This window comes from Acidibrevibacterium fodinaquatile (assembly GCF_003352165.1).
In the GTDB taxonomy this organism is placed as follows: domain Bacteria; phylum Pseudomonadota; class Alphaproteobacteria; order Acetobacterales; family Acetobacteraceae; genus Acidibrevibacterium; species Acidibrevibacterium fodinaquatile.
On record NZ_CP029176.1, the window covers coordinates 2,488,890 to 2,513,920 of the forward strand.

Sequence of the window (25,031 nt, forward strand, 5' to 3'; positions counted from 1 at the left end):
CTCCCTTTCCGTCGCAACCCTTCCCCCATCGGCGCGGCCGCCTGCAGACGCCCGGCCGTTTTCGAGGAGACCGACTATGCCCCATCCCGCGCGCCGCCCTCTCGCGCTGCTCGTCGTCGCGCTCGGCCTGATCCCGCTTGCCATCGCGGCCGAGGAGCCAAACATCACCCACGCCCAGCCGGAATTGCCGCGCGAGACGCTCACCATCATCACCCATGACGGCAAGCGGCATGAATTCCACGTCGAAATGGCCAAAACCGCCGACCAGCAAACCATCGGCCTGATGTTTCGCACCCATGTCGCCGACGATGAGGGAATGCTGTTTGACTGGGGTATCCCGCGTGAGAGCCAGATGTGGATGAAGAACACGCTGGTGCCGCTCGACATGGTGTTCATCAACGAGGATGGCTCGATCCGCACGATCGCCGAGAATACCGTCCCGCGCAGCCTCGCGGTGATCGCGAGTCACGGCCCGGTGCGCGCCACCCTCGAACTCGCCGCCGGCGTCACCGAGAAAGACGATATCCGGGTCGGGGATCGGGTGGTCGGGGGGATCTTTCCAGCGAAACCCTGATCCCCCCTTGCGTTGGCGGGCAATTTCATGATCATGCCCGAACAGATTTTGCGACAGGAGGAAGCTATGAAGAAAGCAGCGTCGGCGTGGCAAGCTGTGCAGCGGGCGGTTCTCGGCTCGCTCGGCACCTGCGCCCTGATCTTGCCGGCGTTTCACGCCGCCCGCGCCGCCGACCCGATCCGTATCGGCGTGATCGCCGAAAATTCCGCCATCTCTGGCATCGCGATCACTAACGGCGCGATGATCGCCGCCGATGAAATCAACGCCGCCGGCGGCATCAATGGCCGCAAGGTCGAGATCATCGATTACGACGATCACAACTCGGCGACCGACGCGGTGCGCGCCTTCCAGCGTGCGGTCAATCAGGACCACGTGGTCGCGGTGATCGGGAGTTACATGAGCGAGGTCGCGCTCGCGCTCGAGCCGTGGGCAGCGCGGCTCCATACCCCCTTCATTACCCCCGGTGCCGCGAGCAACGAGATCACCCGCCACGTCAAGGAAGACTATGCCCACAATAAATACACGTTCCACGGCTATCTGACCTCGACCGCGATCGCCGATGCCAATTGCGATTTTTCCCATGATTTCCTGGTCGAGAAACTCGGCATGAAGACCACGGTGATGCTGAGCGAGGACGCGGCCTGGACCAAGCCGCTCGACGAAGAATCGAAACGCTGCCTGCCGAAAGCCGGGCTCCAGGTGCTCGATTCCGTCCGCGTCTCGCCCGATACCACCGATTTCACGCCGATCTTCAACAAGATCGAGGGCCTGCGCCCGGACGTTATCACCACCGGGATCAGCCATGTCGGCGTGCAGCCGACGGTGCAATGGCATAGCGAGCAGGTGCCGGTGCCGATGTCGGGGGTCAGCTCGCAGGCGACCACGACCTCGTTCTGGCGCGACACCAACGGCGCGACCGAAGGCGTCATCGCCCAGGTGGTCGCAACGCCCGATGTCGCGATCACGCCAAAAACCATCCCCTATGCGGCGGCCTATCTCAAGCGCTTTGGCGTGACGCCGGCCTATACCGGCTACACCACCGATGACGACGTCCACATCATCGCCGAAGCCGTCGGCCGCGCCGGCAGCGATGACGCCGATAAAATCGTCGCCGAGATGGAAAAAACCAATTATGTCGGAACGATCGGCACGATCGCTTTCTATGGCCAGGATAGCGACTTCCCGCACGGCCTGAAATATGGCGCCGATTTCGTCTCCGGCCTGATGATCCAATGGCAGGACGGCAAGCAGGTGACGGTGTGGCCCGCCCGCGTTGCCAACGGCACGCTGAAATTCCCGAGCTTCATCAAGCTCCCGACCCAGCACGCGAGCGCGCAATAACCCCTCCCCGCCGGCCGGGTTCCCTCGGCCGGCGGGATAGTTTCCTGACCGGAGTTTCGCCCTATGGCTGAAGACGCGTGATGCGCGGCTTGCAGATCCTGGTCGATGGCTTTGCCATCAGCACACTCTATGCCTTGGGCGCGATCGGATTTTCGCTGATTTTCGGCGTCTCCGGCGTGCTCAATCTCGCCCATGGCGGCATCATGGTCGCCGCGGCCGTTGCTGCCTGGTACATCGCGGGGCCGCTCGGCGCCGGGCAATATATCGGCGCGCTCGCGGGGGTTGGCTTCGGGGTCATCATCGCGTTTGCGACCTATGGCCTCGCCGTGCGCCCAATCCAGCGCTCGCGCGCCATTCCGCGCGACGAGACCGAAATTTTTGTCCTCACCGCGACCCTGCTCTGGGGGATCATGATCCAGGAGGCGATCGCCTATTTCTTTACCGACAGCCCGATCACCGTGCGCCCGCTGGTCAATGGCGTCGTCGATATCTTCGGTGTCCGCACCCCCGCGAACGAAATCATGACGGCGGCGATCTGCTGGGTTTCGATCGGCTTGTTGTGGCTTCTGGTCAATCGCACGCGGGCGGGCAAGACGCTGCTCGCCGCCTCGATCAATCCCCGCGCGCTGACGCTGCTCGGGTTCGAGCTGTCCTCGGTCTATCTGCTGGTTTGGGCGATCTATGGCGTGCTCGCCGCCATCGCCGGCGTGCTGCTCGCGATGTTTCTTGGCACCAGCTCGAACAATATCGGCGTTTTGACGGCGAGCGCTTTCTCGATCGTCGTCTTGGGCGGTCTCGGCAGCGTCTCCGGCTCGCTGATCGCGGCCTATATCATCGGCTATCTCGAAACCGTCACCGCTTATCTGATCAGCCCCACTTTGCGCACCATCCCCTCGCTTCTGCTGCTGGTCCTGGTGGTCTATCTCCGCCCGCAAGGGCTGTTTGGGCGACGCTGAGGTTTTTCATGCGCATCATTCTCGCCCTCATCGGGCTCATCGTTCTTGCCAGTTTCCCCCTCTGGGTCTCGGCTTACATTCTCGCGGTGCTCACCGTCGCTTATTATTTCGGCGTCTTCGCGATGGCCTGGGATTTGTTGTTCGGCTTTGCCGGCGAGGTCAATTTCGGGCCGACCTTTCTCATCGGCCTCGGCGCCTATACCGCCGGCCTGCTCGACAATCATGGCGTTCCGGTGTGGCTCGATGTCATCGCCGGCGCGCTCGCCGCCGTCATAGGCGGATTCGCCCTGGCGTTGCCCGCTTTACGCCTGCGTGGGCCCTATTTCGGCCTCATCACCTTGGTCGCGGTGCTGGTGCTGCAGCAGGTGATCGTGATTTTCGCGGGCGTCACTGGCGGCGAGATTGGGCTTACCATCAACGACGTCCTCTCCGTCGATCCCGGCCATAATTACTGGCTGGCGCTGGCATTCCTCGCGGTCAGCGGCCTCATTCTCTATAGTTTATCGCGCTCGGCGGCGGGGTTGATTTTGCAGGCGAGCGGCCAGGACCCGGTCGAGGCGCAGGCGCTCGGCTTCAACGTCGCCAAGCACAAGCTCGCCGCCTTCGCCGTCAGCGCGCTTTTTTCCGGCCTCGCCGGGGCGATGCTGGTGTTTTATCTCGGCACCGCCTCCGTCGATACCGTCGTCGATATCGCGGTCGGGGTGCAGATCATCATCGCCGCCGTGCTCGGCGGGCGGCGCACCATCGTGGGGGCTGCGATCGGCGCGGTGTTTCTGATCGTCGCCGGCGAAATCCTGCGCCCGCTCGGCCAGCTCAATACGTTCGTGGTCTCGGCGATCGCGCTCGCGGTGATCCTGTTTTTCCCCGACGGCCTGGTTGGCTATCTCCTTCGCCGCGGAGAGCGCGCATGAGCGGGGCTCTGCTCGAAGTCGCTGGCCTCACCAAGCGGTTTGGCGGGCTGGTCGCGGTCAAGAATCTCGGATTCTCGATTGCGCGCGGCGAGATCCTCGGCCTGATCGGCCCCAATGGCTCGGGCAAATCGACGGCGATGAAGCTGATCATGGGGATCGAGCGCGCCAATGCCGGCTCGGTGCGGCTCGCCGGGCGCGAGATCGTCACCTGGCCGACGCATCGCATCGCCCGCGCCGGCATCGGCCTCGTTTTTCAGCATTCGCGCCCGCTGCATCGCCAGACGGTGCTCGAAAACATCAAGCTCGCGCTTTTGCCCGACAGCCTCTTTCAACTCGCCGCCGAGCATGCGGTGGACGCCAAAGCGCGCGCGATCGGCGAGCGGGTCGGCCTCGGCGCGGTGCTCGATCGCCGCCCGACGACGCTGCCATTTGCCGATCTTCGCCGCATGGAGCTTGCGAAAGCGATCGCGCGCGATCCCGATGTGGTGCTCGTCGATGAGCCCTTCGCCGGCCTCACCATGGCCGAGGTCGAAAGCTTCTCAGCCCTGATCAGGAGCTTTCGTGAAGAGGGCAAAGCGGTTCTGCTCGTCGATCACAACGTCAAGGGGGTCGCGGCGCTGGTCGACCGGGTGCTTGCGATGTATCTCGGCGAACGCATCGCCGAAGGCAAGGCGGACGCGGTGATGCAGGATGAGACCGTGCGCCGGGTTTATCTCGGCGGCACGATCGAGACCCATGCCCGCACCATCGCCGCGGAAAAAAGCGGCATTCCGCTGCTCAAGATCGAGGGTCTCAGCGTCTTTTACGGCAAGGCGCAGGCTTTGGATCGGGCCGCGCTCGAGGTGCATGAGGGGGAGTTCGTTTCGGTCGTCGGGCTCAACGGCGCCGGCAAGACGACATTGTTCAACGCCATCTCCGGCCTCATCCCCTATAGCGGCGCGATCAGCTGGCAGGGCACCGCGCTCGCCGGGAAAACACCGGCCGCGATCGCCCGCGGTGGCATCGTGCAGTGCCCGGAGACGCGGGAATTATTCGGCGATATGAGTGTGGCCGAAAATCTCGACCTCGGCGGCCAGCACCAGCCGGCGCCGGAGCGCCGAACCCGGCTTGACTGGCTCTATGATCTATTCCCGATCCTGAAATCGCGCAGCAAGCAGCTTGCCCGCACGCTCTCGGGCGGCGAGCAGCAGATGCTCGCGATCGCCCGCGCCCTGATGATGAACCCGCGCCTCCTCATCCTCGATGAGCCGACCCTCGGCCTCGCCCCGGTGATTCTCGAACAGCTTTCCAAAGCGCTGGCGCGTCTGCGCGAAACGACGCCGATCACTGTGCTGCTCGGCGAGCAGAACGTCACCTTCGCCCTGCCCCATGCCGACCGGGTCTATGTGCTCGAACACGCGCGCATCATCTGGCAAGGCCCGCCCGACCGCTTCGCGATCGAGGCCGGCGCCGGCTATCTCTGAGGCCGCGCCGCCAGCATTATCGCGCCGCGCCGAGCACCCAGGCGAGAATGCCTTTTTGCGCGTGTAAGCGGTTTTCCGCCTCGTCGAACACCACCGATTGCGGCCCGTCGATCACCTCGTCCGTCACCTCCTCACCGCGATGGGCAGGAAGACAGTGCAGGAACAGCGCATCCGGCGCCGCCGCCACCATCAGCGCGCTGTTGACCTGATAGGGCGCGAGCAGGGCCCGGCGCTCATCGGCGCGCTCATCGGCCATGCTCACCCAGGTATCGGTGAACACCGCTCGCGCGCCGGCAACCGCCTCACGAGGTTCCGCGGTGACCGTGATGTCGCCGCCCTCGGCGCGCGCCCAGGCGAGAAGATCAGCCGGCGGCGCAAGGGCGGCGGGCGTTGCCAGGCGAAGCGAAAAGCCAAACCTTACCGCGGCTTCGATCAGGCTTCGCGCGACATTGTTGCCATCACCGCACCAGGCGAGGCGCTGGCCGGCGATGGCGCCGCGATGCGCCTCGAAGGTCATGACATCGGCCATGATCTGACACGGGTGCGAAAGCTCGGTGAGGCCGTTGATCACCGGCACGCTGGCATGGGCGGCGAGGTCGTGCAGCTTCGCCGCGCGGTCGGTGCGCAGCATGATGGCATCGACATAGCGCGACAGCACGCGGGCGGTATCGGCCAGCGTCTCGCCGCGACCAAGCTGCATCTCGCTGCCCATCAGCACGACGACATCGCCGCCGAGCTGGCGCATGGCGACTTCGAAACTGACCCGCGTGCGGGTGCTCGGTTTTTCGAAAATCAGCGCGAGCGTTTTCCCCGCGAGCGGGCGCGAGGATGTCCCGGCGCGCTTGAAGCCGACCGCGACATCGAGCATATGCCGCAAGGTCGCGCCATCGAAATCGCGAAGATCGAGAAAATGCCGTGGTGCCGGACGCTCGGCGCCGACGGCGCTCGGGCGTGGCAGGGTGCTGCTCATCACGCCGCCGCCGCGCTGGCGGAGGCAAGACGGCGGCAGGCGGCGCGGATCATCGCCACCGCCTGATCGCACTCCGCCGCCGAGACGATGAGCGGCGGAACCAAGCGCACGACATTTTCGCCGGCATTGACGGCGAGCAAGCCTTCTTCCAACCAAGCTTGCTGCACGTGCGCCTGCGGCACGCGGCATTTGAGGCCAAGCATGAGGCCGGCGCCACGCACTTCCTCGAAGATCGCCGGACATTCTTTGACCACGGCGGACAAAGCGTTCCACAAATGGTCGGCGACACGCTCCACACCGGCGAGAAAGCCCGGCGCAAGAATGACGTCGAGCACGGCATTGGCGGCGGCGCAGGCGAGCGGATTGCCGCCGAACGTGGTGCCGTGGCTGCCGGCGGTCAGATGTTTCGCGACCCATTCGCGCGCCAGCACGGCGCCCATCGGAAAGCCGCCGGCGATGCCTTTGGCGAGCGACATCACATCCGGCGTGATGCCGGCCCATTGATGGGCGAAAAGCCGGCCGGTGCGGCCCATGCCGCTCTGGATTTCGTCCATCCCGAGGACGAGGCCATGCTCGTCGCAGATGTCGCGGAGCGCCCGCAGGAATTCTAGCCGCGCCGGGCGGATACCCCCCTCCCCCTGGATCGGCTCGACGATGATGCCGGCGGTTTCCGGGCCGATGGCGCGGCGCACGGCTTCGATATCGTTGAACGGGACATGGTCGAAGCCTTCAACGCAGGGGCCGAAGCCGGCGAGATATTTGGCATTGCCGGTCGCCGCCAGCATGGCGAGCGTGCGGCCGTGAAAAGCGCCTTCGAAGCAGATCACACGGTAGCGGTCGGGTTGCCCGGTTTCGGCCATGGTCTTTCTGATCATTTTGACCATGGCCTCGTTGGCCTCGGCGCCGGAATTGCAGAAAAACACGCTGTCGGCGAAGCTCGCCGCGACCAGGCGTTCGGCGAGGCGCTCAGCCTCGGGCACGCGGTAGAGGTTAGAGACATGCATCACCCGGCTCGCCTGATCGGTGATCGCGGCGACGAGATGCGGATGATTATGGCCGAGCGAGGAGGTCGCGATTCCGGCGCCAAAATCGAGGAATCGTCGCCCATCCGCCGCATATAGCCAAACGCCTTCACCCCGTACGAAAGCGAGGTCGGCGCGGTTATAGGTCGGCATCAGGGCGGGAATCATGGGAACTCCCCTCTTGTCGGGCAGGGAACACTTGGCGAAAGCTGCGAGTTTGCCGCCCATACCGGCTTTCGTCAAACCGTCAGCGGCGAAAAGGCAGCGATGTCAGCCGATCGGCGCTGATCACGTCATGCCGCCGGCCAGCGCCGCAAGGCGCCGACGGTCACGAATGACGATTTCCGAGGCCTTGAGTGAGGTTATTAATCCCTCTGATTCAAATTGCGTGAATGTCCGGCTAATCGTTTCGGTAGTTACTCCAAGATAGTCTGAAATATCATAGCGGCTCATTGGCAAAATGATTTTATTCATCTGCCCATAAATTTTCATTCCTATCGCGTTTTGCTTTATCAAGAAGAAGGCTAGTCTTTCCTTCGCGCTCATTTTTCCGAGCGCCAAAATATGCATGCGTGATTCGGCAAGCTCATACATCAGCTTGTCCATGATCGCTTTTCGCAATTCAGGATGTTTGTTCGAATAGAAATCGACTTTATCCTTTGAAAATCGGCATAGCGAAACATCAGTGATCGATTCTATACTGAAATCGAAATCCGCTTTTTGCGATAGACCCATCAATGTCCCCGGCATCCCAAAATTCAAGATCTGCCGGCGTCCGTCGGGGAGGATTTTGAAAGACCGCGTCATGCCTCGGTTTATATTGAAATAGAATGGGGATTTCTCGCCATCATGGACAAAAACGGTTCCCGACCCGACCTTGGTATAGGACGCGGCATCGAAGAACGCCTGCATACCTTTGTTATGGAGGGTTTCGCAGAAGCTGAAACGCCTCGCCCAACACGATTTGCAAACGGTGTCATGTTGGAGCGCATGGGTATCGATGGTTCTGTGTCGTAAATTCGCCATAGGATATCGCTCGTCTTTCTACGCCGGACTTTCTAGACCGGGCTTTCTGCGCCGGGCTTTCTGCGCCAGCTCTCCCGGTCATGCGACATGCCACGCCGGAGGCTATGGCTGGCACTGCCCGTCGTTGGGAACAGCCGACCTTACGCCGCAATTTGCGCGCAGCGGCGGCGATTGTCGATCGAAATACGCATCCGATGGCAGAGCGCCACCGCCTGATTGACGTCCCGGTACATTCCGGGCAGTTTGGCGCGCGCTATCAGACCCCAAAGAAATCGGTAGAAAGACCCAGGAAACTATGCTTTCGCGCTTCTCGTCCCTGCGCGCCGCTCTGCTGTTGTCGGCAGCCATCGCCGTCGCCGGGTGCAATCCCTGGTGGCGGCAAACCCTCTCCGATTATCCGGTGTTCTTCACCCCGGGCTCGGCGGCACTCAACGAAACCGCCAAAGCGGTCATTCAGGTCGCCGCCGATTACGCGAAACAGCATACTAATCAAAATATTGTGGTCAACGGCTATACTGATCTCTCGGGTAGCGCCGCCGCCAACGCTGCCCTCTCCGCCGAACGCGCCAAAGCGGTGACCGAGCAGCTGGTCATCGACGGCGTCGCCCGTGAACGGATCCACTATAACGCCAACGGCCCCAGCGATGCCTTGCTTAGCGGCCAGGCCGACCGCCGCGTCGACATCACCATCGGCGGCTGAGACACGCCGGCCGCGCCGCCAAACCCTAAAAATCCGGGTTTGGCGGTGATTGCCGAGAGGCTTTCAGACTGGCGCGAGCCGGCGTTCCTCGTCGAACACCCGGTTCACGAGCCGGATCAGACGGTCGGCGGTGGCGGAATAGCCAGCCCGGTCAGCATCCTGGGCCAGGGTGATCAACCGGTCGGCGATCAAAAGCGGGCTGACTTTGCTGGCATCGGCGGAAACGCCATCGGCAGCGGCATCGGTCAAAGTAAGCATCGGATTTTTCCCCTCTCTCACAATCGAGGCGTTTCCTCGACCATCAGGGAAAGTGTCAAACAAACTCCTTGTACAATAGTTAACGGCACGAAAAATTCCGCAAAACGAAGACCCGCAAGGCCGAGGCCAACCCTTGTTCAGAAGTTCGCGCGGCATCGATCTCAGCCACCAAGGCCGCGAGCGCCATCCCGCGCGCTTCAGCGCACGCGACCAGCGCCGCCCAGAATTCCGCCTCGAGCGCGATCGACGTGCGGTGGCCGGCCAGCGTCACACTGCGTTTGACGAGCCCGCTCATGCCGCAAGTCGCGCCAGCGCCCAAGAAGCTGCCTCGGCGATCACCGGATCATCTGCCGCACAATGCCGGCGTGCGACCGCTGCGAGATTGATATTATTTGAATTACCAATAGCATAAAGCACGTTTCTGAGAAATCTTCGCCACCCGATCCGCTTGATCGGCGAGCCGCTGAAATGGCGGCGAAACCCCTCCTCGCCGAGCCCCGCGAGATCGGCCAGCGGCGGCGCGATCAAATCCGCCCGCGCGGCAAGCTTCGCCTCTCGCCCGGCAACGGCGAAGCGGTTCCACGGGCAGACCGCGAGGCAGTCATCGCAGCCATAGATGCGGTTGCCCATCGCGGCGCGCAACGGCGCGGGGATCGGGCCGGCATGCTCAATGGTGAGATAGGAAAGGCAGCGCCTGGCATCGAGCCGATAGGGCGCGGGGAAGGCGTCGGTCGGGCAGACGTCGAGACAGCGCCGGCAACGCCCGCAGCGATCGGCATGCGCCGCCGCCGGCGCGAGCGCGAGTGTCGTATAGATTTCCCCGAGCAACAGCCACGAGCCAAAGCGGCGCGAGACGAGATTGGTGTGCTTGCCCTGCCAGCCGAGGCCAGCGCGCGCCGCCAGCGGTTTTTCCATCACCGGCGCGGTATCAACGAACACTTTGACCTCCGCCCCGAAGCGCGAGACGATGAATTGCCCGAGATGCTTAAGCCGCCCCTTGATCAGATCGTGATAATCGCGGTTACGGGCATAGACCGAGATATTGCCATGCGCGGGCCGCGCCAAGGTCGCAAGCGCATCCCCCTCCGGCGCGTAGTTGAGGGCAAGCGCGATAACGCTGCGTGCCGCCGGCCAAAGCGCGCGGGGGCTTGCGCGCGCCTCGGCGCGGGCGGCGAGCCAGCCCATCTCGCCGTGAAATCCGGCGTCGAGAAAGGCTTTGAGCCGGTCGGCGGCGGCGGGATCGGGATCGGCGGGCGCGAACCCGACGGCGTCGAAGCCGAGCGCCAGCGCCTTGGTGCGGATCGCCTCAGCCGCGTCCACGATAGGGCTCAACGCCTTGGGGCGGCAGAAAAATCCCCGCAGGCGGCGCGCCGCTTTGCCAAAAAACATCGATCGGCAAGCCGCCGCGCGGATACCAGTAGCCGCCGATGCGAAGCCAGCGCGGCGCGATCGCGTCCGTCACCCGCTTGGCGATGGTGAGCGTGCAATCCTCATGAAAGGCGCCGTGATTGCGGAATGCGCCGAGGAAAAGCTTCAGCGATTTGCTCTCGAGGATCCAATCACCCGGGATGTAGTCGAGCACAATATGCGCGAAGTCCGGCTGGCCGGTGATCGGGCAAAGCGAGGTGAATTCCGGACAGGTGAAGCGAACGACATAATCGAGCCCCGGATGCGGATTGGCCACCCGCTCCAGAACCGCCGCCTCAGGGCTCGCCGGCAGGGACACGCGCGCGCCGAGCTGGGTCAACCCGGCGGGTGCCGCCGTTCCGCTTTCCGTCATCCGCGATCTCCCTCCTTTGCCCCCGCCCCCCAACCGGCGCGAAGCGCCGCCGCCGTCGCCGCCAGCCGCCCGTCCAGGATCGCCGCCCGCAGGCGCTGCATCAGATCCTGATAATAGCGGAGATTATGCCAGGTGAGCAGCATCGGGCCGAGGATTTCGCCAGACCGGAATAGATGATGGAGATAAGCCCTGGCGTGGCGGGTGCAGGCCGGACAGGCGCAGCCAGGATCGAGCGGCGCCGGATCATCGGCGAAGCGGGCATTGCGCAGATTGAGGACGCCGCGTGACGTATAGGCACGCGCGGTGCGCCCGGCGCGGGTCGGGATCACGCAGTCGAACATGTCGATCCCGCGCAGAACGGCTGCGATGATGTCATCCGGTGTCCCGACGCCCATGAGATAGCGCGGCTTCTCCGCCGGCAAGAGCGGCACCGTCGCCTCCAGGACCGCAAGCATCATCGCCTGCCCCTCACCGACCGCGAGCCCACCGACGGCATAGCCCTCGAAACCAATCGCCATCAACGCTTCGCACGCGCGGGCGCGCAGATCGGCATAGACACCGCCCTGGACGATGCCGAACAGGCCGTAGCCCGGGCGGGCGGGAAAGGCGGCGCGGCAACGCTCCGCCCAGCGCAGCGAAAGATCGAGCGAGAGCGCGGCGGCCTCATGGCTCGCCGGAAACGCGGTGCATTCATCGAGCACCATGCTGATCGTCGCGTCGAGCTTGCTCTGAATGTCGATCACGCGCTCGGGGGTGAGGCGGTGGGCGCTGCCGTCGATATGGGAGCGGAACGTGACGCCATCGGCGTCGAGCTTGCGCAATTTGGCGAGCGACATCACCTGAAACCCGCCGGAATCGGTCAGGATCGGCCCCGGCCAGTCCATCAGACGGTGCAACCCGCCCAAAGCGGCGACCCGCTCGGCGCCGGGGCGGAGCATGAGGTGATAGGTGTTGGCGAGCACGATCCCGGCGCCGGTCGCGCGCACCGCATCCGCCGTCATCGCCTTCACCGTCGCCGCCGTCCCGACCGGCATGAAGCACGGCGTCGCAACCGCGCCGTGCGCGGTGATAAGCGTGCCGGCGCGCGCCGCGCCATCGCGCCCGGCAAGCGTGAAGGAGAAATTCATGCGCGCGTCAGCAGCGAGGCGTCGCCATAGGAATAGAAACGATAGCCGGCGGCGATGGCATGCGCGTATGCCGCGCGCATGCGCGCAAGGCCCGAGAACGCCGCGACCAGCATGAACAAGGTCGAGCGCGGCAGATGAAAATTGGTGAGCAAGAGATCAGCGGTGCGGAAGACGTGGCCGGGGCGGAGAAAAATATCGGTCTCGCCAGCAAACGGCAGGACGTCGCCGGCCTCATTCACCGCGCTCTCCAGAAGCCGGAGTGTCGTCGTGCCGATAGCGACGATCCGCCCGCCGCGCGCCCGCGCCGCGTTGATCGCCGCCGCCGCCGCCGGGCTGATCTCCCCGCGCTCGGCATGCAGGCGATGGCGCGCGAGATCGGCGCCACGGGGCGGCAGAAACGTCCCCGCGCCGACATGAAGCGTGACGGTGACGCGCGCAACGCCACGCGCGGCAATGGCATCGAGCAAGGCCGGCGTGAAATGGAGCCCCGCCGTCGGCGCCGCGACCGCACCCTCGCGCGCCGCGAAAATCGTCTGGTAATCGCTCGCATCCTGAGCACTCGGGCCGTCGGGGCGGGTGATATAGGGCGGCAGGGCAAGCGCGCCGGCCTCGCGCAGCGCCGCGGCAAACGCCTCGCCATCGCGATCAAAGCGCAGGATCACGCCGCCATCGGGGTTGCGCGCCCTGACCTCGGCGCTCAAGCCGCCGTCGCAGACGATCCTGTCGCCAATGCGAAGCCGCCGCGCGTTTCGCGCCAGCGCGTGCCAGGTGCCATCCGCCAGGGGACGATCGAGGGTGATGCCGATCCGCGCCTCTCCGCGCCGCGCCGCGAGTTGCGCCGGGATCACGCGGGTATCGTTCGCGACCATCACATCCCCCGGCGCGAGCAGCGCCGGCAGATCGCGCATCACCCGATCCTCAAGCCCCGTGGGCGCAACCCGGAGAAGACGCGCGGCATCGCGCGGGCGCGCCGGGTGCTGCGCGATCCGCTCCGGCGGCAGATCGAAATCGAAATCCGCCTCGTTCACGGCAAAATCAGGCACTGATCAATCGGGCAGATAGCTCGCGATCTCGACGAGATTGCCGTCCGGATCGCGGCAATAGACCGACATCATCGGCCCGAGCGCGCCGGTGCGCGCAACCGGCCCCACCTCGACCGCAACCCCCTGCGTGAGAAGATGCGAGACGACATCGGCGGGGCTGACGGCGGTGATGAAACAGAGATCGGCGCTGCCCGGCAGGGCTTGCGCCGCGCGCGGCGAGAATTCCCGCCCCTCCTGATGGAGATTGAGCTTTTGGCCGCCGAATTTGAGCGCCGTCCGCTGCTCGGCGCCGAACACTTCGCGCTCCATACCGAGCACGCGCTGATACCAGGCGGCCGTGGCATCGAGATCACGGCAGGTGAGCACGAGATGATCGAGACGGTCGACGGTGAAGCGCATCATTCGAGCCCGTCGAAGAAATCATTGCCCTTATCGTCGATGACGATGAAGGCCGGGAAATTCTCGACCTCGATGCGCCAGATCGCCTCCATCCCGAGTTCGGGATATTCCAACACCTCGACCTTCTTGATGTTTTGCTCGGCGAGGATGGCGGCCGGGCCGCCGATGCTGCCGAGATAAAAGCCGCCATAGGTCTTGCAGGCCTCGCGCACCGCGCGCGAGCGATTCCCCTTGGCGAGCATCACCAGCGAGCCGCCGGCTTTTTGGAAATCGGCGACGTAGCTATCCATCCGCCCGGCCGTGGTCGGGCCGAAGGCGCCGGTCGCGTAGCCGGCCGGGGTCTTTGCCGGCCCGGCGTAATAGACCGGATGGTTCTTGAAATAATCGGGTAGCGCCTCGCCGCGATCGAGCCGCTCCTTGAGCTTGGCATGGGCGATGTCACGCGCGACGATCAGCGTCCCGGTGAGCGCGAGGCGGGTCTTGATCGGATAGCGCGAGAGGGTGCGCCGGATCTCCGCCATCCCCTGATTGAGATCGATTTTCACGACCTCGCCGCCAAGATCTTTTTCGGTGATCTCGGGCAGATATTGCGCGGGATCGGTCTCCAATTGCTCGAGAAAAACGCCATCGCGGGTGATCTTGGCCAGAATCTGGCGATCGGCGCTGCACGAGACGCCGATGCCGATCGGCAGCGAGGCGCCATGGCGCGGCAGACGGATGACACGCACGTCATGGCAGAAATATTTGCCGCCAAATTGCGCGCCGATGCCGATTTTGCGCGAAAGCTCGAGGATTTTCTCCTCCCAGGCGAGATCCCGGAAGGCATGAGCGGAGCGATCGCCCGCCGTCGGCAAGCCATCGAGATAGCGGGTCGAGGCGAGCTTCACGGTTTTCAGCGTCATCTCGGCGCTGGTGCCGCCGATCACCACCGCAAGATGATAGGGCGGGCAGGCCGAAGTGCCGAGCGTCTTCATCTTCGCTTCGATGAAGCCGAGCAGCTTTTCCGGCGTCAGCACGGCGCGCGATTCCTGATAAAGAAACGTCTTGTTCGCCGAGCCGCCGCCCTTGGCGATGAACTGGAAATGAAATTCCTCGGCATGCGCCTCGCCGGGGGCGGCGAGGATGTCGAACTGCACCGGGAGATTGTTGCCGGTGTTCACCTCCTCGAACATCGAAAGCGGCGCCATCTGCGAATAGCGGAGATTGGTTTCGGTGTAGGTGCGATGAACGCCATAAGCGAGCGCTTCCTCCTCGTCGCCCTCGACCCAGACGCGCTGGCCCTTTTTGCCGAACACGATGGCGGTGCCGGTATCCTGACACATCGGCAGAACGCCGCGGCCGGCGATCGCGGCGTTTTTGAGGAATTGCAGGGCGACGAAGCGATCATTCGCCGACGCCTCGGGATCATCGAGGATCGCCCGCAATTGCTGGAGATGGCCAGGGCGAAGCAGATGCGAGACATCGTGAAACGCCTGGAAGGCGAGTTCGCTCAAAACCTCGGGCGCGATGTGAAGAATATCACGCCCGGCGTGGGTCGTAACGCTCACGCCGGCAAGATCGAGCCGCTTCCACGGCACCTCGCCGGCGGCGAGGGGAAACATCGGCGCATAGCGGAATTCTGTCGGCCGTGGGGTGGGCTTGGCGGCTTTGGTATCCATCCTCTCACTCCTTGGCATCGGATTGCGGGCGCTTGCGGAATGCCGAAAGCTGCACCACCTGCGGCGTCCCCTGGGTCGGATCGGCGGTCGGTTCGGCGGCCGGTTCGGCGTCGGGCGGCGGGGTCGCGGTGCTTTCGCCCTCCGTCTCCGCCGGCGCCTCGGGGACACGGAATTGCAGGCCGAACTGCACCGCGGGATCGGCAAACGCGCTGATCGCGGCAAGCGGCACGGTAATGCGCGAGGGCACCCCGCCGAACGAGAGCCCGACACTGAACCGCGCCCGCTTCCGATCGAGCGCCAGATCCCAGAACTGATGCTGAAGCACGATGGTGATCTCGCGCGGGTATTGCGCGCGCAGCCGCGCCGGAATCTCGACGCCTGGCTGGTCGGTGCGGAAGGTGATGAAGAAATGATGCGCGCCGGGCAGGCCATGGCGCTCGGCGTACTCGATCGCGCGCGCCACCACCTCGCGCAGCGCCGCTTCCGCCCATGCGTCATACGGCAGCAGGCTTTCCGGCGGCGTCTCGTGGTCGTTGCTTCCGCTATCGTCTTCCATCATGTCCTCGTCTATCGCCGTTCCCTTAGCGCGCCCGCGCCAGAGAGGCAAAGCGCCGCGCCCGGCGGTCAAAACAGGCGCAGGATCACCGCGCCGCCAACGATAAGCGCGCCAGCGGCCAAGCGCACCGGGCCCAGCCGTTCGCCAACCACGACGCGCGCGAGCACCATGCCGAACAGGATCGCGGTCTCACGCAAGGCGGCGATCGCGGCGATCGGCGCCCGCGTCATCGCCCATAGCGCAAGCCCGTAGGAGCCGATGGCGCTCGCCGCCGCGACTATGCCGATCATCCAGCGCCGGAGCGGCAAAGCCGCCAGCGCCCGGCCGCGCCCGAACGCGGTCGCGCCCATGAACAAGACACCGGTCGCGAAGAACGTCGCCAAGGTGTAGGCAAACGGCGCCCGCGAAAGCCGCGCCCCGATCCCGTCATTGAGCGTATAGGCGGCGATGACGGCGATATTGAGGAGGGCGAACAGGGTCGCCCGGCCATGCGGCGCCGCCCCTCGCGACAGCGCCAGAGAGAGCACGCCGAGCGAAATCAGCGCGACCCCGAGGCCGCGCGCCGGCGCCAGGGCCTCGCCCCAGACCAGCCCGAGCAGCGCAAGGACGAGCGGCGGCAAACCGCGCATCAGCGGGTAGAGATGGGCCATCTCGCCGGTCTGATACGCCTTCATCAGCAGGAAGAAATAAGCGACGTGCAAGAGGGTGGAGAGGGCGAGCGCCGGATAGCTCGCCGCCGCCGGCAGACCGAGAAAGGGCAGCAGAACGAGCGCGAGCACCACCCCGCCAGCCAACAGCGCCGCGGTTTCAAGCCCTTTGTCCGACCCCGCCTTGAGCGCGACATTCCAGCCGGCGTGCAAAAGCGCGCCGCCGAGCACCGCCGCCATGACGTCGAGCGGCAGACCGCCGGCCGGCACTCAGGGGGTTCCGGCGCCCGCGGCGAGGGCGGATTTCTCGCGCACCGTTTCGAGAGCGGCAAGCACCGAGGTTTCGGTGAGGATCGGCGGCAACACCACCGGCGGCCGGTCGCCACCGGGATAGAGGACATAGAGCGGCACGCCATCATGGTTGAATTGGCGCAAAAAGGCGGTGATCTCAGGGTCTTGGCGGGTCCAGTCGCCGACCATGTAGGTGACGTCGCGATCCGCGAGCGCGCGGCGGATTTCCGCCGAATCGAGCGCCATTCGCTCATTGACGAGACAGGTGACACACCACGCCGCGGTCATGTTGACGAGAACCGGCCGCCCGGCGGCGCGCAGTGCGGCAAGCGTCGCGCGGGAATAGGGGGTCGCGCCCCCCTCGCCGCCATTGGCCTCGGCGAGGAGCGATGGCGGCGCGGCGACGGCGGCGAGGCCGGAGAGAATCGCGAGCGCCGCCAGCACCGCGGTCACCATCACCGATTGCGCGATCCGGCGCAGCCGCGGCGTTGGGCTCTGCTGGCCGATGCCGAGCAGCCAGCCGGCGAAGCCGAGCAATACAAGCCCGGCGCCGAGCCCGAGTACGCCGGCCGATCCCGCCTCGCGCGAGACCACCCAGGCAAGCCAGGCGACAGCGCCATACATCGGAAACGCCAGCCCCTGACGCAGCCATTCCATCCACCGGCCCGGCCGCGGCAGGACACGCCCGAGCCCAGGCAGCAGAGCGAGCAGCAGATAGGGTGCCGCGAGCCCAAGCCCCATTGCGAGAAAGACGCCAAGCGCCGCCGCCGGCTTCGCAACCATCGCCGCCGCCAGCGCCGCCCCCATGAACGGCGCCGTGCACGGGGTCGCGACCAGAACCGCGAGCAGACCGGTGAAGAACGAGCCGGCAAGACCATGCCGCCCGGCGAAGCTCTGGCCAAGGCCAGTCACCCCGCCGCCGAGCGAGAACACGCCAGAAAGATTGAGCCCGACGCCAAACAATAGCCACGCCATGGCGGTGACCGAGGCCGGGGACTGAAACTGAAACCCCCAGCCCGCAGCAGCGCCACTCGCGCGGAGCGCGATCAAGATGCCGCCGAGGACGACGAACGTCGCCATCACGCCGGCCGCATAGGCAAGCGCATGGACGATCACGGCGCGGCGCCGGGCATAGCCGAACTGCGCAAGGCCGATCGCCTTCATCGCCAGCACCGGAAAAACGCACGGCATGAAATTGAGGATCAGCCCGCCCAGCAGGCCGAAGATCAGGCTCTGCCACAGCGGCAGCGCGGTGGTGGAGGGTAGCGGCACGACACCAGGATGGGCAATGATGGCAACGGCGCGTTTTGGATCGCCATCGAATTCAATGATGCCGGAAAGGTCGGCGTTGGCGTCAAAGCCCGGCAGCGTTGCGAGCGAGAGAAAAAACCGCCGCCCCGCCTTCTCGCGCATCTCCTCGGCATTGGGGTCGATCAGTCCCGGGCGATCAGGAAAAAAATACGGCCGCCCGGCAAAAACCCGGGCCATCTCGTCGCCCTTCGCGATCGCCGGGGTGACGATGAGACGACCCTCCGGCGTGACTACCGCCGGCCAGCCGAGGCGGTGCGGCAGGCGCGCTTCGGCGGCGGCGAACAACGCCGACTCCGCCGCCGGCGTCACCGGGCCGGGCGCGAGGGTGAGATGAAACTCTGCCTCCTCAGGCACGCAAAGCTTGGCGCAGACCAGCCAGGTGGCGTGGGCAGTGATGGCGAGCGCGCCGGTTTGCCCCGCTGGCGGCGTGAAACGCCGCGCCAGCAGCACCTCGCCGGTATAGCCATAGACCGTAACCGGCCCCTCGGTGATCCGCTCGGGCGCCGGCCAGACGAAATCGCCGGCGTCGCCGGGCGTGAACGAAAGCGTCGGCGGCGCACCGGCGGCGCCGGGGTTTTTCCAGTAGATGTGCCAGCCCGGGGCGAGTCGGAAGCGGAGCCCGAGCCGCAACGGCGCGCCCGGCATGTAGGAATCGCTCTCGCTGACCAGGGTCACGGTGTCGCGCGCGGTCACGGCCGGCGCGCTTTCCGCCGCCGACGCCGGCGCCAGCATGCGCAGGCCGAGCAGCGCCGCGATCGCGAACGCCAGCGCCCATCGCTTCAACCGCACGTCAAAACGCATCGCGAGCTTCCCATTTCCCCATCATAGGTCCGCGTGTCACACGCAGGCGTGGCCGCGTCCGCCCTCTCTCGCGGCGGCAAAGCACATGCTAGGAAGCGCGGCATGGACACCGCTTTCTCCGAGCTGCCGATGGCCGCCGCCCTGCCCGAACTCTGCGAGGCGTTGCGGGCGCGACCGAACGCCATTGTGGTCGCTCCGCCCGGCGCCGGCAAGACCACGCTGGTGCCGCTCGCGCTTCTCGAGGCCCCCTGGGTCGCGGGCGGGCGCATTTTAATGCTGGAGCCGCGGCGGGTCGCCGCGCGTGCTGCGGCGCGGCGCATGGCGGCGCTGCGCGGGGAGGCGGTCGGTGGCGTCATCGGCTATCGCACCCGGATCGACGCCGCGGTTTCCGCCGCGACCCGGATCGAAGTCATCACCGAGGGCCTTCTGCTCCGCCGGCTGCTCGCCGATCCCGGGCTCGAAGGGGTCGCCGCGGTCATTCTCGACGAGGTGCATGAACGCTCGCTCGAGGCCGATCTCGCGCTCGCGCTGCTCCGCGATGCGCAATCCCTGTTCCGCCCCGATCTCAGGCTGATCGCAATGTCGGCGACCGCCGAGAGCGATCGCCTCGCACGCCGGCTCGATGCCGCCGTGATCACCTGTGAGGTCCGCCCGCACCCGGTCGAGATCAGCCACGCCACGCGCGATCTCGCGAGCCCGCGCGAGCTGCCCGAGGCGATGGCGCGCGCGATCCAGGGCGTTCTTGCCGCCACCGGAGACGCGGCCGGCGACATTCTCGCCTTTCTTCCCGGCATGGCGGAAATCCGCCGGGTGATGGCGCTCTTGGAGGGATGCAAGGCGACTTTGCTCGCCTTGCACGGCGATCTCCCCCCCGCCGAGCAGGACCGCGCGCTGACCCCGGCCGCCGGGCGGCGCGTCGTCCTCGCGAGCGCGATCGCCGAGACCTCGCTCACCGTCCCCGGCGTGCGGGTGGTCATCGATGGCGGTTTTCGTCGTGCCCCGGTGCTCGATCCGGGGACGGGCCTCACTCGGTTGACGACGCGGCGGATCAGCCGCGCGAGCGCGACCCAACGCGCCGGCCGCGCCGGGCGGGAGGGTCCGGGGCGTGCGCTCCGGCTGTGGACGGCAGCGCTGGAGCGGGGACTTGCGCCCGCCGATCCGCCGGAAATCCACAACGCGGAGCTTTCATCCCTGGCGCTCACCGCCGCCGCCTGGGGCACCGCCCCCGAGGGGGATATAGCGATCGTCAAATCAGCTCCCAATTTGGCAGCACTCACGGGGTTGTGAAGGGTAGGTTTGGTATTGGTTGCCTGGCTGCCGCCTCGCGGCGGGGTTGCGGTTTGGGCGCATTGGGTACGCCGAGGCCATTGAGATAGCCATCTTTGCTTGCTTGTCTCAGCCGAGCAAGAAGCTTTCCGGTGGGTTGACGCTGGCCGGACAATATACGCGAGAGATGCCCGTCATCTATGCCGATGCGTTTGGCGAACTGGCGCAGGCCGACTTCCTGGCAGCGTTGACGGATGAGCGCTAGGATGTCCGTGGCGGATGATTGGTTTGCTGTGACCTGACGGGCGCGGGCCGCGAGCTTGGTGAGTTCGGCATCCGGCAATGATTTCCGCCCGGCAAGGATGTCGCAGAGATGGCGCCGCGACCAATGCGTGACGGTGGCGAATTTCCCCATGCCGATGGTTGTGATGGCCTCCCGGATAGCGGCGAGCAGGCGCTCGCGATCGGCGATGGCGAGGCCGTATTCGTTTTGGGCTTCCGGATCGAGGCCAAGGAAGAATTGTTCTTCCCAGCGATTGGCCTCCTTGCCGATCAGATGGATTGCCCCCGCCCGGAGATGCCGCCGTTCGGTTGGGCCGCGATCGGTAAAGTCGCCGTGGCGGAATTTTGCTTCGGGGTGGAGATGATAGCGGAGCAACGCTTGCCGGTAGGTCTTGAGCTGACGGCGTGGCACCGGCGCGCCGGTTTCGCGGTTGAAGGCAAGGCACGCGGCGTTGGCCGGGTCTGGATCATAGGGTGCGACCACCTTCGGGAGGTGTGCCTTCGCTTGCGGAGCGAGCGGCTTTTCCCGTCGCGCATGATCGCGCATCCGCTCCGGTGAGGTCGGAGCGCTCTCAGCGGCGGCGCTCTCTATCAATCGGCTGGCCTGGAAGGCAAGCAGGAAGCCGAAGGGCCGAACCTGCTCGCGGTAGGGTTTGTTGCGGTTGAAGCGCTTAAACCATGCGAGAAGGCGCGGGGTGGTGGCTGCGTAGCGGCTGACCGCAGGGCTGGCGAAGCCGGGCAGATCAGTGGTTTCGACCTGGTCGGGGCGATGATCGAGGGCTGCGGTTACGATGCAGTGCCAGACATCATGCTGCCAGCGCTCGACACCAATTTCCGAAAGCGGCGCTTTGGGCTCGGGAAGAACTTTCCGCGCCTCGCTGCCGCGGTAGGATGAAATGAGATGGCCGAGGCCATGGGCAGACGCCTTGCGTAGAACGGGGTGGCCGCGTTCATCAAGGTTGAACAAGGCGTAGCGTTTGGCGGAGATGGCGAATGCGTAAAGCGGTTCGACCTCGTCACGCCGATCAACGGAAAAATTGGTATCCTCCAGCTTGAGCAGGGGCGCTTTTTCCGCATAGGGGTTGAGCGGCGTGAACCATGCCCGGATCGCCTCGACCGTCGTCCAGAATAGGCCGTCCGCCATCGCCTCGGGTTTGGCGACGGCAAGGCTATCGGTATCGCAGAATACCCAATCGAGCCCGGCGTCTTGCACGAGGCGCTCAGCGAGGGCGAGCATCAGCCGGGCGGCGCCGGTGATCAGGGTTGCCAACAGCGGGTGAAAGAATTTTCCGGGCGTCTCGATCTGATCGATGGCAACTGGCTTGCCGGCACCATCGGGACCGTAGCAGGTTGCTACCTCACGCTTGGGCAGTTCCTCCGCATTCAACTCCATGAAGATGCCATAGCTCGTGGCGTTGGCCAGGATTTTCACCGCCATCTGCTCGGCGTCGAGACGGCCGCGTTCGATGCCTTTGGTGCCGCGCATGCGATTCTTGAGGGTGGAGCGGAGATCGATCAGCCGGCGGTAGAAGTCATCACTGGCCGGATCGATTCGATAGGTGGCTTGCCCGGCGATATCGACGGGCTTCAGGCCCTCCTGCATAGGGCCCGGCGCGAAGCGGATAGCCTGGAGCACTTGTGGCGTCTTGCCCGATAGCAGCGTCGCGGCGAGGCAGTCGGCGAGCGTGAACCAGAGCGGTTGCTCGCTGGTCAGATGATTGAGGCCGATGGTGTAGTTCGGCTCCTGCGCGTAGCGGGTGCGCACCGGAAAGAGATCGGCCTCGGCCCGCACTTGCACGATCACGGGTAAGCCGGCCCAGAATTCCGGGCGTTGCAAGTGATCGAGCGACGCCGTGGCGAGCAGGTTACGCACCTCCGCCGTCGCGTCACTCTGCTCGGTGCCATCGGCGATGACGAAGCGCCAGAGAGTCATCAGCGTGCAAACGGTCGGATACATCGAGAGAAAATCACAATAGGCGATCTGGCGAACGACGCGGCGAAGGCGCACCTCGGCCCGGCCGCCGTAATAGGTGCTCATGATCTGGCCGATCAAACCCGACGGCATCGCGCGGGATGTCTCCCGCCACGGCTTGACACCCATCTCCCGGAGATAGGCCTTGCCGAGCCCGGCCTCGCTCAGGATGCGATAGACTGGTGTGCCGCCAAGACGATGGTGCGCATAGCGCTCGCGCAAAGCCTCAAAGCATGACCAGGTTGTTTGTACGTCTTGCATCGCGTAGTCGAGATAGGCTTTGGTCAATGGACCGCCATGATCCTCTGTTGCCTGCTTACGATCGGCGAGATCGAGGAATTCGGCAAGGCTGGCAAGGCTGAAATTCCGACTGGTGAGGGCCGCGGCGAGGGTTTTCACGTCGAGGAAATAGCCACGCCGAGGGGCCACGCGCATCCCGCGCCGGCGCATGCCCCGCCCTGTTCTTTGCCCGCGCTTGGCGGCAAAACGGATCAGCGCGGCGCGGCGCGAGAGATGTTTGACCTGCACCTGTGGTTGTCGCTTGTCAGGGCTGAGCTGAAAGGAAAAACCGCCGCGCATCATCCGGCCACGCGCCGAGGCATGGCGGATGGCGAGACGCGAAAGATCAAAGGGCAGATTGAAGCCGACGATCATCGCGCCGAGATCGTAGCCGACGCCGTAGAAGATATCGCCAACGAATGTCTCGGTGGTCATCAGTTTGCACCTGCGAGCGGCCGCATATTCCGCAATGAGTGCCTGGTCGGCATTGCTCAAGCTGGTTGGATCGTAAAAGATACCGGCCTCGTCAAGATCAGACCCACGGCGGAGCTGATAACAGCCGAAGCGCAATTGCTGCGCGGCATCGATAGTGGTCTCGGTGTCGAAGATCAGTGTCCATTCCGATGGGCCAATATCGGGCGCCTGGAAGCGCCGCCGGCGGTTGGCCGCCGCCGGGGCGATCCAGAGCGCACCATCATCGAGAAAAGCACGCACCGCGATGGAGGCCTCTTCCTCAGGCGCGATCATGGGTGCGTGCCTGAGGCTGGCGTGGCGCGCGCCTTGTCGATCAGAAGCTTGCCGACCTCCTTGAGCTTTGCGACAGCGAGTGCCAGGAGGTCGGCGAGACCGAGCAATTTATGTCCGAGGTTCTCCATCCACCCTGGATCATCATGCAAAGGCAGGGGATGATCGCACTGCATATCGGAAAGCTTGCGGTGGCAATTGCGGCAAACCGGGATGGTTTCGTCGTCGAATTTCCGGCCTGCGATATGATGCAGCTCAAGGCACCGCGCGTCGGCCTCGCCGCAATAGGGGCATTGAGCATCATTCCGACCAAGTCGCTCTTGCGCTGCTCGCCGGCGGGCTGCCTGCTTTCTCGTGGAGTCATCCATGGCTGTTCTCCATTATCAAACGACAATTCGATAGACATCCTCGAAGGTCTCGCCGCCGCTGGCGTCCAGCCGATAGAGCGCATTCGGATCGGTCTCGAGGGGATAGCGGTGGCCAGCGGTGTCGGTGACTGCCTCACCCACGAACGGGTCGAGATTGGCTGGATCATTGCTTTCCAGGAACCGCCCGACCGCCGCCATATAGCGGCCGATGATGTCGGCCTCGGCCGGCGTGACGTTCACGACCATGGGAGCACCCTGGCTGTAGAGCAGCATCTGTCGGATGCGCGTATCGTCCGGGCCAACGGTCCAGCGTCCGCCGCGCTTCTCGGCAATGCCGGAAGCGGCGAGATAGCGTCGCAGCCGTTCCGGCGCGACATGGACGCTGCGAGCAGCCTCGCTCAGGCTTTGCCCGGATTTGATCGCGCGTAGCCCTGCTTCGAGCTGGCGGCTGAAAGCAGGCATCTTTATTCGCAGTTGCGCTTCTGTCTGTCGTGGATGCCCCCGCGCCTGCGATCGGCTAAGGCCGCGCATGGCACCGCGTGCGATGCGGCGGGCATATTCGGCACGGTAGTCGCGCGGACGCCGGCTCATGGCGCGTGATCGTTGCGCGGGTAGGGCTGCGGCGTATCGCGCAACCGCCAGCGCCAGGCGGGATCGAGCACATAGACATAGCGGTGCTTGCCGCCGATCAGATAGCGCTTGGCCGGGATACCGGTGCGGCGCAGATGCCCGACGCCGTTGGCCCCGAGCGTGCCATAGACGGTGCGCGGATGGCATGGCTTGCCATCCCCGAGATCGACATAGCTCCCCGGACTGCCGCGGCCGAGATAGAGCCAGCCGGTAGCCTGATAGATCGTGCCCCGATGCCCAACCGTCGGATCAGCATAGGAAAGCACGAGCTTCCAGATATTTTCCTGGCGCAGCAGGCGCAGGATAACGCCGATGACGCGGCTTTCTGCATTCTTGGGTAAATCATCGGCGAGCCATAGCCGGGCGAGCGTCGCCACATGCTGCGGCCGACCGCCTCGCATCAGCCGCCAACCATGGCGCGGCCCGGCGGTGAACACCGCGCCGCCTACCAGTTCCGCACCGGCATAGACCCCAAAGCAGCGCCACGTGGCGGCCGGCATGCTGTGCAGGTAGTGGTGATCGACGATCAGCCGCCGCACCACCAATGGCGAAACCGGGCGCACGCTGAGCGCTTTCAAGTTGGAGCGCGGGGGTCGGACTCGCACCGCCATCTGCGCGGGGGAAACCGCGCTATCCTGCTCTTGAACGACCCGCGC

General features: G+C 65.2%; 24 protein-coding genes, 1 tRNA gene and 1 pseudogene. 7 read left to right on the forward strand and 19 right to left on the reverse strand.

All coding sequences use genetic code 11. The features are described 5' to 3' along the window. Window positions 1-76: 76 nt before the first annotated feature. From DEF76_RS11880 to DEF76_RS11900, 5 genes are all read left to right on the forward strand, one after another. The gene (locus tag DEF76_RS11880) at window positions 77-574 is read left to right on the forward strand and encodes a DUF192 domain-containing protein (RefSeq protein ID WP_114912517.1); all 498 of its coding nucleotides are present in this window, start codon (window positions 77-79) and stop codon (window positions 572-574) included. A 66-nt stretch (window positions 575-640) separates the two neighbouring features. Further along, a complete protein-coding gene (locus DEF76_RS11885; RefSeq protein ID WP_114913852.1) occupies window positions 641-1,915 on the forward strand; it encodes an ABC transporter substrate-binding protein in 1,275 nt (424 codons plus the stop codon). 80 nt (window positions 1,916-1,995) lie between these two features. Continuing rightward, window positions 1,996-2,871: a branched-chain amino acid ABC transporter permease gene (locus DEF76_RS11890; RefSeq protein WP_114912518.1), complete on the forward strand. Its 876-nt coding sequence runs from the start codon at window positions 1,996-1,998 to the stop codon at window positions 2,869-2,871. A gap of 8 nt (window positions 2,872-2,879) precedes the next feature. Then, on the forward strand, window positions 2,880-3,782 hold the full coding sequence (locus tag DEF76_RS11895; protein ID WP_114912519.1) for a branched-chain amino acid ABC transporter permease: 903 nt from the start codon (window positions 2,880-2,882) through the stop codon (window positions 3,780-3,782). Further along, window positions 3,779-5,245: an ATP-binding cassette domain-containing protein gene (locus DEF76_RS11900; RefSeq protein WP_114912520.1), complete on the forward strand. Its 1,467-nt coding sequence runs from the start codon at window positions 3,779-3,781 to the stop codon at window positions 5,243-5,245. The genes DEF76_RS11895 and DEF76_RS11900 overlap by 4 nt, the downstream gene beginning before the upstream one ends. Before the next feature lie 16 nt (window positions 5,246-5,261). Here the strand turns inward: DEF76_RS11900 and argF are convergent, their stop codons facing one another. The 3 genes from argF to DEF76_RS11915 all read right to left on the reverse strand — a co-directional run bounded on the left by argF (window position 5,262) and on the right by DEF76_RS11915 (window position 8,149). Continuing rightward, a complete protein-coding gene (gene argF, locus DEF76_RS11905) occupies window positions 5,262-6,215 on the reverse strand; it encodes an ornithine carbamoyltransferase (protein ID WP_114913853.1) in 954 nt (317 codons plus the stop codon). Beyond that, window positions 6,215-7,405, reverse strand: a complete 1,191-nt coding sequence (locus DEF76_RS11910; RefSeq protein ID WP_114912521.1) for an aspartate aminotransferase family protein — start codon at window positions 7,403-7,405, stop codon at window positions 6,215-6,217. The genes argF and DEF76_RS11910 overlap by 1 nt, the downstream gene beginning before the upstream one ends. Before the next feature lie 120 nt (window positions 7,406-7,525). Then, window positions 7,526-8,149 carry a Crp/Fnr family transcriptional regulator gene (locus tag DEF76_RS11915; protein WP_162800616.1) on the reverse strand — a complete coding sequence of 208 codons (624 nt, stop codon included), beginning with the start codon at window positions 8,147-8,149 and terminating at the stop codon, window positions 7,526-7,528. A 409-nt stretch (window positions 8,150-8,558) separates the two neighbouring features. On the opposite strand from DEF76_RS11915, the gene DEF76_RS11920 reads away from it, so the two are divergent. Next, window positions 8,559-8,963 carry an OmpA family protein gene (locus DEF76_RS11920; RefSeq protein ID WP_114912523.1) on the forward strand — a complete coding sequence of 135 codons (405 nt, stop codon included), beginning with the start codon at window positions 8,559-8,561 and terminating at the stop codon, window positions 8,961-8,963. 63 nt (window positions 8,964-9,026) lie between these two features. Here DEF76_RS11920 and DEF76_RS11925 read toward each other — a convergent pair whose 3' ends face one another. The 11 genes from DEF76_RS11925 to DEF76_RS11975 form a co-directional block, all read right to left on the reverse strand. After that, window positions 9,027-9,221, reverse strand: coding sequence for a hypothetical protein (locus DEF76_RS11925; RefSeq protein WP_114912524.1), 195 nt, complete (start codon window positions 9,219-9,221; stop codon window positions 9,027-9,029). Between the two features lie 79 nt (window positions 9,222-9,300). Next, complete coding sequence (locus DEF76_RS11930) at window positions 9,301-9,516, reverse strand: ribbon-helix-helix domain-containing protein (RefSeq protein ID WP_114912525.1); 216 nt, start codon at window positions 9,514-9,516, stop codon at window positions 9,301-9,303. Then, a complete protein-coding gene (queG, locus tag DEF76_RS11935) occupies window positions 9,513-10,541 on the reverse strand; it encodes a tRNA epoxyqueuosine(34) reductase QueG (protein WP_240318993.1) in 1,029 nt (342 codons plus the stop codon). The genes DEF76_RS11930 and queG overlap by 4 nt, the downstream gene beginning before the upstream one ends. Continuing rightward, window positions 10,528-11,001: a preQ(1) synthase gene (gene queF, locus DEF76_RS11940; RefSeq protein ID WP_114912527.1), complete on the reverse strand. Its 474-nt coding sequence runs from the start codon at window positions 10,999-11,001 to the stop codon at window positions 10,528-10,530. The genes queG and queF overlap by 14 nt, the downstream gene beginning before the upstream one ends. Then, entirely contained in the window at window positions 10,998-12,128 is a 1,131-nt protein-coding gene (gene tgt / locus DEF76_RS11945; RefSeq protein ID WP_114912528.1) for a tRNA guanosine(34) transglycosylase Tgt, read from the reverse strand. Before tgt ends, queF begins: the two co-directional genes overlap by 4 nt. Then, window positions 12,125-13,171, reverse strand: a complete 1,047-nt coding sequence (queA, locus tag DEF76_RS11950; RefSeq protein ID WP_408842144.1) for a tRNA preQ1(34) S-adenosylmethionine ribosyltransferase-isomerase QueA — start codon at window positions 13,169-13,171, stop codon at window positions 12,125-12,127. Before queA ends, tgt begins: the two co-directional genes overlap by 4 nt. A 3-nt stretch (window positions 13,172-13,174) precedes the next feature. Then, window positions 13,175-13,570 (reverse strand): VOC family protein, encoded by a 396-nt coding sequence (locus DEF76_RS11955; RefSeq protein ID WP_114913855.1) that lies wholly within the window; start codon window positions 13,568-13,570, stop codon window positions 13,175-13,177. After that, a complete protein-coding gene (locus DEF76_RS11960) occupies window positions 13,570-15,228 on the reverse strand; it encodes a fumarate hydratase (RefSeq protein ID WP_114912529.1) in 1,659 nt (552 codons plus the stop codon). Before DEF76_RS11960 ends, DEF76_RS11955 begins: the two co-directional genes overlap by 1 nt. Before the next feature lie 4 nt (window positions 15,229-15,232). Further along, complete coding sequence (locus DEF76_RS11965; RefSeq protein ID WP_114913856.1) at window positions 15,233-15,787, reverse strand: SspB family protein; 555 nt, start codon at window positions 15,785-15,787, stop codon at window positions 15,233-15,235. 65 nt (window positions 15,788-15,852) lie between these two features. Further along, window positions 15,853-16,701: an EamA family transporter gene (locus DEF76_RS11970; RefSeq protein WP_240318995.1), complete on the reverse strand. Its 849-nt coding sequence runs from the start codon at window positions 16,699-16,701 to the stop codon at window positions 15,853-15,855. After that, complete coding sequence (locus DEF76_RS11975) at window positions 16,702-18,834, reverse strand: protein-disulfide reductase DsbD family protein (RefSeq protein ID WP_205215993.1); 2,133 nt, start codon at window positions 18,832-18,834, stop codon at window positions 16,702-16,704. It lies immediately after the preceding gene. A gap of 102 nt (window positions 18,835-18,936) precedes the next feature. Here DEF76_RS11975 and DEF76_RS11980 point away from each other — a divergent pair. Next, window positions 18,937-20,079 (forward strand): annotated as a pseudogene (locus DEF76_RS11980) (DEAD/DEAH box helicase); the annotation flags it as partial. A gap of 28 nt (window positions 20,080-20,107) precedes the next feature. On the opposite strand, the gene DEF76_RS11985 reads toward DEF76_RS11980, so the two are convergent. From DEF76_RS11985 to DEF76_RS19375, 5 genes are all read right to left on the reverse strand, one after another. After that, window positions 20,108-23,380 carry a helix-turn-helix domain-containing protein gene (locus DEF76_RS11985; RefSeq protein ID WP_114912531.1) on the reverse strand — a complete coding sequence of 1,091 codons (3,273 nt, stop codon included), beginning with the start codon at window positions 23,378-23,380 and terminating at the stop codon, window positions 20,108-20,110. Beyond that, on the reverse strand, window positions 23,377-23,745 hold the full coding sequence (locus tag DEF76_RS11990) for a hypothetical protein (RefSeq protein WP_114912532.1): 369 nt from the start codon (window positions 23,743-23,745) through the stop codon (window positions 23,377-23,379). Before DEF76_RS11990 ends, DEF76_RS11985 begins: the two co-directional genes overlap by 4 nt. 15 nt (window positions 23,746-23,760) lie before the next feature. Continuing rightward, window positions 23,761-24,336 carry a hypothetical protein gene (locus DEF76_RS11995; RefSeq protein ID WP_114912533.1) on the reverse strand — a complete coding sequence of 192 codons (576 nt, stop codon included), beginning with the start codon at window positions 24,334-24,336 and terminating at the stop codon, window positions 23,761-23,763. After that, the gene (locus DEF76_RS12000; protein ID WP_162800617.1) at window positions 24,333-24,953 is read right to left on the reverse strand and encodes a Mom family adenine methylcarbamoylation protein; all 621 of its coding nucleotides are present in this window, start codon (window positions 24,951-24,953) and stop codon (window positions 24,333-24,335) included. The genes DEF76_RS11995 and DEF76_RS12000 overlap by 4 nt, the downstream gene beginning before the upstream one ends. 2 nt (window positions 24,954-24,955) lie before the next feature. Continuing rightward, window positions 24,956-25,031 (reverse strand) — tRNA-Gly (locus DEF76_RS19375).